A 12,398-nucleotide genomic window follows, 5' to 3' on the forward strand; every position below is an offset into this window, starting at 1 on the left:
TGGTTTTTATAATTACTAACCATCTGTGTTTATTTCTCTCTTGCTAAATAAAACACCGTCGATATTAGTCGACGGTGAAAGTGAGAATAATAATAGAATTTAAATGTATTATTTGATTCTAGAAAAATCCATTTGTTCGTACTTAACCCATTTTGTCTTTTTCACTATTTTATAAACAAAATAAATTGTTAAAAATAATGGTAAACCAATATAAGTAGCTATTACACCATTCCAATCTATTGTATCTTGTAAAAATGCTTCGTAATTTTGTCCTAGTGTAATGGTTAAGCATAAAACAAAGGCAAAAATAGGTCCAAATGGAAAACAACTTGAACGATATGGTAACTGACTAAGATCATGACCTTGAGCAATATAACCTTTTCTAAAACGATAGTGACTGATGGCAATACCTAGCCAAGCAATAAAGCCTGTCATGCCTGACATATTAAGTAGCCATAAATAAACTTGCTGATCTTTAAACATCGAGGTTAAAAAGCAAAGCATTGCCACAAAGGTTGTGGCCAAAAGAGCAACCCTAGGTACTCCAGATGAAGATAATTTGGCAAAAATTTGAGGTGCTTTACCTTCTTTGGCTAACGCATATAACATACGGGTAGACGCATATAATCCAGAGTTACCTGCTGATAGAACCGAGGTCAAAATAACCGCATTCATAATTGCCGCCGCTGATAAAAGTCCTGCATGCTGAAAAACTAAAGTGAATGGACTAACACTAATATCGCTCTCATCATTACGTAATAAATTCGGATCAGTATAGGGAATAATTAAACTAATAACTAAGATAGCAAAAATATAAAACAGCAAAATCCGCCAAAATACTTGTCGCATCGCTTTGGGAATATTTTTTTCCGGATCTTTGGATTCGCCAGCAGCAATACCAATTAACTCTGTACCTTGAAAAGAAAAACCGACCACCATGGCTACCCCAATCATTGAAGCAAACCCTCCAGCAAATGGCGCTTCACCGATTTGCCAATTTTGCCAACCGGCACTCTCACCGCCACGCAAAATGCCAATTATCATTAACAATCCAACCACGATAAAGATAACCACAGTCACAACCTTAATTAATGAAAACCAGAATTCAGCTTCACCAAAACCTTTAACAGAAATATAGTTTAAGCCAAAGATGATGGTTAAGAACAACAAGCTCCATAGCCAACTATAGTTGCCTGCATCAAACCAATATGAGATCACTAATTGTGCAGCCACCAAATCCACAGCAACTGTAATTGCCCAGTTATACCAATAGTTCCAACCAATAGCAAAACCGAATGCTTCATCGACATAACGGGCACCATAAGTTGCAAAAGTACCAGAAACAGGTAAATAAGCCGCAAGTTCTCCTAAGCTGGTCATTAGAAAGTAGACCATAATACCAATGATGGCATATGAAAGTAATGCACCACCTGGACCAGCCTGAGCAACAGTTGCTCCTGATGCTACAAATAGGCCGGTACCAATTGAACCACCAATAGCAATCATGGTTAAATGGCGTGCTTTTAAATCGCGTTTTAATTTATTCTTCATAACTATATTCTTCTTTTGAAACAGAGTAAGTTAAATGGAGTACCTAGCAGTCACCTACTCCACATTTTGTCATAACAATAAATGACTAAAAATTACCTTTATTATTATTGATATTTATCATTGAATGATGAAATGCGTTGAAGTGTATCAAAAAAAAAACTGCACGAGATAAATAATTTTAATAATACAACGAGTTTGTTAAATATAAGCAATACTTATGAGCTAGTTAGCTGTTCTAATTGAGTTAAATAATCTAAAGCCTGTTGACGGTCATCACCACACATCTCATGACAAGGCTGTAACCGTCCACAAACTAGTGGTCGGGATGATTGCCCAAATAGTTGGCATTGAAAATCGGAATTTAAATGTACGCAAGCAACTCCAGCTGGTTTACCATTAGGCATATTAGGGATTGCCGAAGAAATCGAAGGAGCAATACAGCAGGCACCACAATTGGCTCGGCATGAAAACTGTTTTGCCATATATTTTCCTTAAATTTTAATAGTTATCGATAAATTAGTGGTGACAATAGCAAGTTAGCTGTAAAATAGCGAGTTAATTTTTAACTCTATATATTAATAATCACGAAGAAAGAATATTATGGCTAAAGCAAATGAAATCAAACGTGGCGATGCTGTCACCTATAATGGCAAATTATTGTTAGTTAAAGATATTGATGTCCAAAGTCCAAGTGCTCGCGGCGCCAGTACCCTTTACAAAATGCGTTTTACTGACGTTAAAACCGGCGGTAAAGTTGAAGAACGGTTTAAAGGTGATGATATTATTGAAACTATTGAGCTGTTCCGTCGTCCAGTCAGCTTTTCCTATATTGATGGTGATGAATATGTATTTATGGATAATGAAGATTACACACCTTTTATCTTCAAAAAAGAACAAATTGCCGATGAACTGCTATTTATTCCTGAAGGGGGAATGGATGGTATTCAAGTTTTAATGGCTGATGGTGAAGTCATTGCTTTAGAACTTCCACAAACTGTAGATCTTGAAATTGTAGAAACGTCACCGAGTATTAAAGGCGCTTCCGCAAGTGCTCGTACAAAACCAGCGACATTAACAACCGGCTTAGTAATTCAAGTTCCTGAATATATTGATAACAACGAAAAAGTTAAAATCCACATCGCTGAACGCCGTTACATGAGCCGTGCTGAGTAACCAATTAATTACTAATGAATAGTTATAATCAAAATAAATTACATAAACGTTTGCGTCGCCTAACTGGCGAAGCAATTGCTGATTTCAATATGATTGAAGATGGCGATCGCATTATGGTGTGTTTGTCTGGCGGAAAAGACAGTTATACCTTGCTTGATATTCTGATGAACTTAAAAATGAGTGCACCAGTTAATTTTGAGCTTATTGCGGTTAATTTAGATCAAAAACAACCGGGCTTCCCAGAACATGTGCTACCAGAGTATTTAAACTCGCTTGGCATTGACTATAAAATTGTGCAAGAAAACACCTATGGTATCGTTAAAGAGAAGATTCCGGAAGGAAAAACGACTTGTTCACTTTGTTCTCGCTTGCGTCGTGGGATTTTATACCGCACTGCTACTGAACTAGGTGCCACAAAAATTGCGCTAGGACATCACCGTGATGATATTTTAGAAACATTGTTCTTAAATATGTTCTATGGTGGCAAACTCAAAGCCATGCCACCTAAACTGATGAATGATTCCGGCGAACATATCATTATCCGTCCACTCGCATACTGCAAAGAAAGAGACATAACTAAATATGCCGAATTTAAACAATTCCCCATAATCCCTTGCAACTTGTGCGGTTCACAACCAAACTTGCAACGGCAAGTGATTAAAGAGATGTTAACTAGTTGGGATAAAAAATTCCCAGGGCGTATTGAAACTATGTTTAGAGCAACACAAAACATTACTTTATCTCACCTTTGCGATACCAAACTATATGATTTTAAAGATATCAAAAAAGGAGAGCTTGATGCTGATGGCGGTGATACAGCATTTGATTATGAACAATTTACACCAATAGGCGGTTTTGATTCATCTGAATTAGAAGATCAAAATATGATTCTTTGGAAAGAAGCCAAATAAATATCAGACAAAAAGCTTCCGTTGAATTTCGCAGCGGAAGCGTTATTCTACTTATATATATTCTATCGATTAATGTTTAACCTCCCCATCAATTCAAACATAATTTTTTGATCTTGTTCACGTATTAACAAAAAAAACCTCATTTTTATTGTGTATTTTTGGGTAGTAAAATAAAATTGGAACGTTTCAATTTTTAGTCACTGTTTTATATAAGTGATAAAAAAACCAACGCTAAAAATAGGAGAATAATGTGAAATTACATTTTCTAGGTACCGCAGCATCAGAAGGTATTCCAAATCCTTTTTGTAAATGTGATATTTGTGAAAAAACACGTATGCAAAAAGGTAGAAATATTCGAACACGTAGCTCAGTTGTGATTGACGATATTATGCAAATTGATATTGCACCAGAATTTAGCTATCAAGTTATGAAAGAAAATATTGATGTTACCAAAATTAAAGATTTGCTTTTTACTCATACCCATCCAGATCATTTTAATGTTGGTGATCTATTCAGTAGAATGGTAGATTATGGATTTAACATTACCCATCCACTTTATATTTACGGAAATGACATCGCCGTGAATGGTTGTTTAAATGTTCTACCTGGTTATAGTCCTGAACGTTTCGTAATCAATTTAATCGTCCCTTATCAAACTATTGTTACCTCAGCTGGTTATACCATTACCCCATTACTTTCTAATCATGCTAAATGGGAGTTTTGTTATATCTATTTAATCGAAAAAGAAGGGAAAACAATTCTATATGGACATGACTCAGGTTACTTTCCGGAACTAACATGGCAATGGTTAAAAAATAGTCGCAAACAAATTGATCTAGCTGTTTTTGAATGTACTTATGGTTACAAACAAAATGATCGCACAAATAATCATATGAGTATTGAAACTGTTATAGCCACACAAAAAAGAATGCTAGATGAAGGTATTTTTCATAATACTACTCAGCTTATTACCTCTCACCATTCACATAGTAGTGGCTTTATGTACGATGAGTTATTTGAAATATTTAAACCACATAATATTGAAGTCGCTTATGACGGATTAATTAAAATTATTTAATAATGGAGTTATCTATGTTAAAAATACCACGTTTACTGGTTATGATGTTTTTACAATATTTTGTGCAAGGTGCATGGAATATGGTTATTGGCGCAGTGCTTGCCTCTTATGGATTAAAAGAAATTGTTGGTTCTACTTATTCTGTTCTGGGATTAGCAACAATTATTTCTCCTCTTTTTATTGGTATGATAGCCGATAGATTTATTGCCTCACAAAAAGTTATGGGTATTTTGCATATACTCAATGCAATTGTTTTATTTACATTACCTAATTTTGTTGAAGGTGGTAATATTGCTGGTTTCTTAATTATGATCTTTATTGTGGGATTACTATTTTATCCGACAACAGCCTTAGCTAATAGCGTCAGTTTTAGACATATTGATGGTGTCCGTTGGTTCCCTATCATTCGAGTTTTTGGTACTATCGGGTTCATGGTTGTTGGTCTAATCCTTGGTTATACAGGATTTTCTAGCTCAATTAACTCATTCCTACTTGCCTCTGGTGCATCAGTTGTCTATGGTCTTTATTGCTTTACATTACCCAATACACCACCAGCAGCAAAAGGCAAAAAATTCTCAATTCGTGATGCAATGTGTTTAGATGCACTATCACTCTTTAAAAATAAATATTTCACTATTTTTATGTTGTCTACCTTTATCTTAATGATAACTAAAACAGCTTATAGTGCATACATTCCAGTTTATTTACCCGTATTAGGATTAGAACCTGCGTCAATGATGCAAATTGCTATCGCAACAGAAGTAATTTTTATGTTCTTATTGTCCTTCTTACTTGCTCGTTTCGGCTTCAAAAAAATTATTTTATTTGGTGCAATTTGTTGGGTAATTCGTAGCTTAATGTTGTCACAAGCTGCTGTGTCAGAGAATTATATGTTCTATATCCTTGGGACCTTACTATTACAAGGTATTTGTTGGGACTTTTTCTTTACTGCAGGTGACATTTATGTCGATAAAAAAGCTGGGCCAGAGATTAAAGCACAAGCCCAAGGTTTGCGATTCATAGTTTCTAATGGCTTTGGCGTATTTATGGCGGCTTCGGTTTGTGGTTTTATCAATAACCGTGTTGTTACAGAAAAAACCTTGCCAGAAGCAGCATCTCAATGGCAAGAATTTTGGATCTATCCAGCTGTGGTTGCAGCTGTAGTCGCTATTGGTTTTTGGATTTTCTTTAAAGATAAAGATATCATTATGGAACGAAAAGCGAAAATTTAAGATTAATAATAATAAATTTTTATTTATTAAAAATACGCTAATAGTTTTTTGCAACTATTAGCGTTTTATTTTGAGTTAATTCTTGGTTAATTTCATCAATAATTCGTTCCGAGCTGTATTGTTTGTTCATCCATTTTAATAAATATTGTCCAATCGTTTTTTCAATATAGCGTAGATCTATAGGCTGGTTAGTGTCTAATTGGTTTTCTCGCACACCATGTATAAAATGTTGCTTAGCCACCTGCAACCATGGATAATAATTGATAATTCGATGATTTTGAAAAATAGTATCTCGTGCTGTTGCGCCCCCCAAAAGAGCCATCTGTTCACTAATTTCTTTTGAATATAGCCAATCAAAAAAAGATTTTACGGCAACATTTTTATTGCTATATTTTGACATACCTAACGAACCTCCACCAAATAAGGTCTTATTTCCGGGAACTGCGGCATAGCCAACTAATGGTAAAATATTTTTATGATCGACATAAGTAAATAAATTCATATAGACAATTAACATTGCTAAGCGACCTTGCTCAAATTGATTTACAGATTCTTGCCACCAAGTAGCATTAATTTTTTGTTGTGCTTGTATAAAGCATTTAAATTGAGATAATGTCGATAATGCAATGGATTTATTTAAATTTAATTGATTATTATTAATTAATTTTCCGCCTTGAGCATAATAACGTAATAAAAACTCCGAAGCGATAATTTCAGCATTACCAATCGTGACACAACTACCAAATTCAACCGGAGATTCCAGATTTTGTTGTCGATTAAAAAAAGCAGCAATTTGATCAAACTGGATAAAATCTTTAGGCACCTCTAGATGTTGCCTATATTTTTCAAAATAAGCCCTTTTTATCAATGGGTTATTAAATAAATCTTTTCGATAAAAAAGCATTTGTATACTTGGATCAAAAGGGATGGCATAAGCAATATCATTAATGTAACCAAAGCGATCGACAATTTCAGGCATATACGGGGCAAATAATGACTTTAAGTTCATATTTAACTCAATCAAAGGCTTAAGTTTTTTTGCTGCAAACCATGGTAACCCAGCCATATCGATTCGAATAATATCGATTTCTTTATGTTGTTCCAGATGATCGAGTAAACTATAAATTTCATCAAAAGGTTTAATAATTAAATTAACATCAATACCGCTCGTTTTTTTAAAATGAGGTAGCAGCTTTTTAATTGCTTCAGTAGATGGACTTGGTAAGATTAAAAAATTCAGAACTTCTGTTGTTTTTTCCACCTTTTTACTAAGAAAATTAGGTAATAATGAAAAACCTTTATTTTCCAATTTTACTGTTTTTTTACCCTCTATTAAATTGACGATTTGCTGGCTTAAGATGCCATAATTCATATGATATTGATAAAAGTCATTTTCAAAAGTAAAGTAATTATTTGCAAGTGTGTAAATAGGAGGGCATGGTTCTAAACTACCAAAAAAATTGGCATTACGTACATAATGTGCACGTTCAATGTCCATGGTGATAATTGCTTCAAAGTTTTTTTGTTGCTGAGAAAAAAAACTATATGCCAAACTATATGAACTTTCTGATGGTGTAGATTCAATACATTGTAAATCTATTGAATAATGATATTTGTTTAATAAGTTTTTAAAACCTTTTTTAAAGGAATGTGAATGAGTATGTTGATTAGAATTACTAAATAAACCAATATATTTATAATTTTGTGCCATCATCTCCTTTGCTATATCTTGCCCGGCTTTTTCATAATCCAGTGTGATGAATTGTTTTGCATTTTTTGGTTTTCGGTAAACAAAAATTATATTTTCTTTTGCTATATTAATTGTTTGATAATAACTATTGGCATTATCTAAACAACTAACTACAATAACAGCCCAATCCCGTTTAACTGCGATTTTTTGAATAAATTGTAATTCAACTTCTTTCGCATCATAAGTTAAATAAAGTGTTAATTCGTAGCCTTTTGTATTCAAAAAACTAAATAAACCATCATACAGATTTGAATATTGTCCTGATGTGATATTAGGTAGAATAACTGAAATTGTTTTGGCTGAACCCTGTTTTAAAATCTTAGCCTGCAAATTAAGTTGATATCCAAGATGTTTGGCAGCGTCTTTAACTAATTTAATTTTTTGAACACTAACATTGCCACGACCATTAAGTACATTTGAAACGGTGCCATGTGATACTCCCGCCATTTTCGCGATATCTTTGATCGTAGGCATTTGGTTGTCACTCCCAATTAACATAAAATAAAAAGACTAATTTCATTATTCTATGTGCATAATTAAGTATATGCAATCAACTATAAACTACCAACTTAAAGTTACTTAGTTATTGCTCATGCTAGTATAGAAAAAAATTGTTTGAGTTAATCTAACATATTGACTTAAACAAAGTTACTGGCAAGATGTTTCAGGTCTGCTATATGTTTAAGTATAATAAGTTAACTAATATGTTGATGATAATCTTTAAACTAATTTACTTCAACCACCTAGACCAGCTTTGATTAACAATTTGTTTTTCTTGATTAAACTTTGTGTCATCAATAGTGCTTGGTAATAATTGTAAGGACAATCGATGAATTTCATTGCGCATGTCTATATAGGCTTTCGTTAATTGTTCTGCTTCTACAGATGGCATAATTGCATAGTTGGCCGCTAACTCTAAAATCCGTACATTATCACTCCAAGTAGTCAGCTTCGGGTGTTTATGAGCATAGTTAAGCACTAAATATTGAGATAAAAACTCAATATCACCTATACCACCGGCATCGATTTTTAGATTAAATAAGTTAGCTGCTGTTGTTCCTAAATGAGCTCGCATTTTTTCACGCATTTCCCTTACTTCAGATTTAAGAGTATTTTCATCACGTACCTTACAAAGCACATTATGACGGATTTGATTAAAACGATTGATTAATTCAACTTCACCATAAATTGCCCGTGCACGAACTAAAGCCTGATGTTCCCAAGTCCATGCTTCATTCATCTGATAGTCATCAAAGGCATCTAGGCTACATGCAAGCAAACCAGCATCTCCTTGTGGACGTAATCTTAAGTCAATTTCATAAAGCACACCAAAACTAGTACGTACATTAAATAGATGGGTAATACGTTGCACTAAGCGCAAATAAAATTGACGACTATCGATCTGCTTATTACCGTTGGTTACACTATTGGCAGGGCAATCATGTAAAAACACTAAATCTAAATCTGAACCATAACCTAGTTCCCACCCACCTAATTTACCATAAGCGACCACGACTAAACCTTTGTGCCCGTCAGCTAAATGTTCTGGGCGGCCATAACGCTCAACCATTTGGTTCCAAGCCATTTGTACCACAAAGTCCAATAGAGTTTCAGCCACAAAAGTTAGATGATCACTAACCTTCATAGTGGTAAGTACATGTCCAACATCGGCTGCGGCTATATGCAATAATTGCATTTGTTTAAACTGACGTAAGGCTTCAAGTTGTTGTTCTTCATCATCAATTTGGATACGTAATAAATATTGATAAAGCTCGCTTTTATATGCATCAGGAGGAACCGTTTGATATAGCGAATTAATATCTATTAACTCATCAAGTAAAATTGGATAATGGGTCAGTTGCTCACTAATCATCGGGGATGCGCTACACAAGCGTATTAATTGCTTTAATGCAGTTGGATATTCAAGTAATAATTCTAAATAAGTAGTCCGGCTAACAATATTGATAATTAAAGGTAATATGCGTGATAGCACGGTTACTGCTTGTTGTTCTTCACTGGTAACTTCTAACAATCGCGGCATTAATTGATCGAGAATTTCCCGACCACGAACGCCAATTGTACGTTTACTAATATCGTTACGGAATTGTACTAACATTTGACATAACTGCTCGGCATCGCCATCAGAATAAGTAGTTAATACTGTTTTAACATCGCTTACTTGCAGATCTGGTACCCAAAGATCGGCAAATTTATCGTCGTATTGATTTTGATTTGCTGATGAATCTGATTCATCTTCACCAATAAGTTCGTTAAATATTAGACGATTCACTTGCATTCGTTGTAATAATTGATTTTCAAAATCAAACCAATTATCAAAGCCCATACCATTAGATAAACGAATCTGATCTAGCTCGTTTTCGGGTAAAGTTTGTGTTTGTTGATCATCAATAGCTTGTAGTAAATTTTCGCAACGTCGCAAAAAGAGATAATTGTCACGCAATGAGTGTACATCATTAGAGTTTAGTAGTGTTTCTTGTTCAATGACATTCAATGCCGATAATAATGAACGTGTTTGTAAACCAACTACTCGCCCTCCACGAATAAGCTGAAAAACCTGTACTATAAATTCAATTTCACGAATACCACCTGCACCAAGTTTTATATTATTTTTTAATCCACGGCGACGCACTTCACGTTCAATCATACTTTTCATATTTCGCAATGATTGCAACACACTAAAATCAATATAGCGGCGATAAATGAACGGTTTTAATAATTGATAAAGCTCTTGAGTATATTCATTTTGCTGACAACCAAGCACTTTAGCTTTAACCATCGCATACCGTTCCCAATCGCGCCCCTGCTCTTGGTAGTAATCTTCCATTGCCGAAAAACTTAATACCAAAGGTCCTCCTTCCCCTAGTGGACGTAATCGCATATCAACGCGGTAAACAAAACCATCTTCAGTGATCTGATCTAAAACTTTAATTACTCTTTGCCCTAACCTTGTAAAAAATACCGCATTATCGAGTTCTCGCCTACCACCTTTAGTTTGCCCATGTTCGGGATAAGTAAAAATTAGATCAATGTCAGAGGAAAAATTGAGTTCCCCACCCCCTAATTTCCCCATACCTAAGATTAGTAGTGGTTGTGCTTTACCATGAGCATCACAAGGAGTACCCCATTCTTGGCAACTCAAGTTATATAGCCAATCACGAGTGGTAACAATAATCACTTCTGCTAGCTCACTTAGTTGCATTAATATTTGTTCATCAGTACTGGTTTGGGTTAATTGTGACCACTCCAGACGAGTAAGCGACCAACGTCGGAATTGCCTTAACACTTTCATTAAAGTAATTTCATCAGTAACTGATGTGAGTTGTTGATTTAACCATGTTTGATAATAATGACGTTCATCTGCCTGTGGAAGGTTTTGTATTATGTCGCAAAGCCATATTGGGAAACGATTAAATGTATCCACCAAAAAATCACTTTGGATTAAGATATCTAGATACGCTTGCACATAAGTTGAATCACATTGAGATAATTGCACAATCACTTTTTGTTTTTGCAGTTCCAGCAGACGATTAAAGGGTTGTTTGGTTCCAGACATACACAAACTCACTTAGAAATCATTTTCATTAAATAAAAATCATCAAAATAGTATTATTCATTATAAATGACATTTATTTTTCATATAGAGTTTTTAAAACCTAATTTTCGATCACTGATAATAAGATTATTTTTATGCCAATTGTGAAATCAGCATTAACTTTAATCTAGTATTAATTTCACTGTAGGCAAAATCTACTACTGCGTTAATTGACAATAAAGCTGTTTGCCATTGGTTGAGATCAGGCTCTATGGCAACATTTTTAGCCATTAAAATCTGATTTATTTGGTTCAATATCTGTTGATAAAAAACTAAGTCATTTGTTTCTAATGCATATTCTTCATTTTGTTGCCAAAACTTTAATAATTGGGATAGATCTTGACTGATTATAGAATCAAAACTACATATTGTTAAAGGATAATTTTGTAATAGACGATAGCCTCTTGAGGCTTTGCTTTGTGAAAATAGATGTAAATGAAAACGACTTAATTCAATAGCAAAATTAAGCAGATCTTGTTTATTGCCTTGTTTAATTTCTAACTCAACTTCTAAAATAGGTTTAGATTGATGGTTTGATTCGATTTCACCTTGATCTAATGCTACTTCTATTTCACTATTAGCAAACGCAACTAACCAAGTTTGGCGTTTAAAATTAGTGGTAAATAATGGTTTGAGATCTTGTTGTAACTGCTCTACATCACAATTTTCCGGCAATGCTTGAGGTGGTAAAACGTTTAAATCAGGTATAGAGCTTGTTACAACCACATTAAACTCAGCCCGCTCATGCAAGCCTGCAATTGCTTTACCATCTTTCTTTAGCGTCAACTCAAAATGCATACCTCCATCATCTTCACTACCTCTTACTCTTAAACCACAACCATGATTACGCAAAAAATAGTCAGTGGTATCATAGTAAGTATTGGTAAGCTTTAAGTGTTTACAAACTCGTTTATTGGTGGATAGCGTTGAAAATTCAATTTCGTCGCAACTAGCCCATTGATTTAGAAAAATTTTTAACTCACCAATATCTTGTGGTCTTATTTCAAACTTTAATTCGATTTCGTTACTCATTAATCTGTTTTTTATCAATTAATTTGCTATATCATATACTGATTAATAGCAGAAATAC

The 12,398-nt window shown here is 34.2% G+C and carries 9 protein-coding genes; 4 read left to right on the forward strand and 5 right to left on the reverse strand.

Going from position 1 to position 12,398, the window contains the following annotated elements; genetic code table 11:
- Positions 1-108: 108 nt before the first annotated feature.
- Both A9G12_RS04115 and A9G12_RS04120 read right to left on the reverse strand, forming a co-directional pair.
- Positions 109-1,575 carry an amino acid permease gene (locus tag A9G12_RS04115; RefSeq protein ID WP_255306527.1) on the reverse strand — a complete coding sequence of 489 codons (1,467 nt, stop codon included), beginning with the start codon at positions 1,573-1,575 and terminating at the stop codon, positions 109-111.
- Positions 1,576-1,766: 191 nt separating this feature from the next.
- The gene (locus A9G12_RS04120; RefSeq protein WP_065564587.1) at positions 1,767-2,033 is read right to left on the reverse strand and encodes a YkgJ family cysteine cluster protein; all 267 of its coding nucleotides are present in this window, start codon (positions 2,031-2,033) and stop codon (positions 1,767-1,769) included.
- Positions 2,034-2,151: 118 nt separating this feature from the next.
- On the opposite strand from A9G12_RS04120, the gene yeiP reads away from it, so the two are divergent.
- The 4 genes from yeiP to A9G12_RS04140 all read left to right on the forward strand — a co-directional run bounded on the left by yeiP (position 2,152) and on the right by A9G12_RS04140 (position 5,945).
- Complete coding sequence (gene yeiP / locus A9G12_RS04125) at positions 2,152-2,724, forward strand: elongation factor P-like protein YeiP (RefSeq protein ID WP_065564588.1); 573 nt, start codon at positions 2,152-2,154, stop codon at positions 2,722-2,724.
- A gap of 14 nt (positions 2,725-2,738) precedes the next feature.
- Positions 2,739-3,635, forward strand: coding sequence for a tRNA 2-thiocytidine(32) synthetase TtcA (ttcA, locus tag A9G12_RS04130; RefSeq protein WP_065564589.1), 897 nt, complete (start codon positions 2,739-2,741; stop codon positions 3,633-3,635).
- A gap of 250 nt (positions 3,636-3,885) precedes the next feature.
- Positions 3,886-4,713, forward strand: coding sequence for an MBL fold metallo-hydrolase (locus tag A9G12_RS04135; RefSeq protein ID WP_065564590.1), 828 nt, complete (start codon positions 3,886-3,888; stop codon positions 4,711-4,713).
- Between the two features lie 14 nt (positions 4,714-4,727).
- Positions 4,728-5,945: an MFS transporter gene (locus tag A9G12_RS04140; RefSeq protein WP_065564591.1), complete on the forward strand. Its 1,218-nt coding sequence runs from the start codon at positions 4,728-4,730 to the stop codon at positions 5,943-5,945.
- Positions 5,946-5,982: 37 nt separating this feature from the next.
- On the opposite strand, the gene A9G12_RS04145 is transcribed toward A9G12_RS04140, so the two are convergent.
- The 3 genes from A9G12_RS04145 to A9G12_RS04155 form a co-directional block, all read right to left on the reverse strand.
- Positions 5,983-8,169 carry an extracellular solute-binding protein gene (locus tag A9G12_RS04145; RefSeq protein WP_065564592.1) on the reverse strand — a complete coding sequence of 729 codons (2,187 nt, stop codon included), beginning with the start codon at positions 8,167-8,169 and terminating at the stop codon, positions 5,983-5,985.
- Positions 8,170-8,425: 256 nt separating this feature from the next.
- On the reverse strand, positions 8,426-11,269 hold the full coding sequence (glnE, locus tag A9G12_RS04150) for a bifunctional [glutamate--ammonia ligase]-adenylyl-L-tyrosine phosphorylase/[glutamate--ammonia-ligase] adenylyltransferase (RefSeq protein ID WP_065564593.1): 2,844 nt from the start codon (positions 11,267-11,269) through the stop codon (positions 8,426-8,428).
- Between the two features lie 132 nt (positions 11,270-11,401).
- Positions 11,402-12,340: a CYTH domain-containing protein gene (locus A9G12_RS04155; protein WP_065564594.1), complete on the reverse strand. Its 939-nt coding sequence runs from the start codon at positions 12,338-12,340 to the stop codon at positions 11,402-11,404.
- Between the last annotated feature and the right edge of the window lie 58 nt (positions 12,341-12,398).

Origin of the sequence: Gilliamella sp. wkB112, assembly GCF_001690685.1 — a bacterium.
In the GTDB taxonomy this organism is placed as follows: Bacteria; Pseudomonadota; Gammaproteobacteria; order Enterobacterales; family Orbaceae; genus Gilliamella; species Gilliamella apicola_J.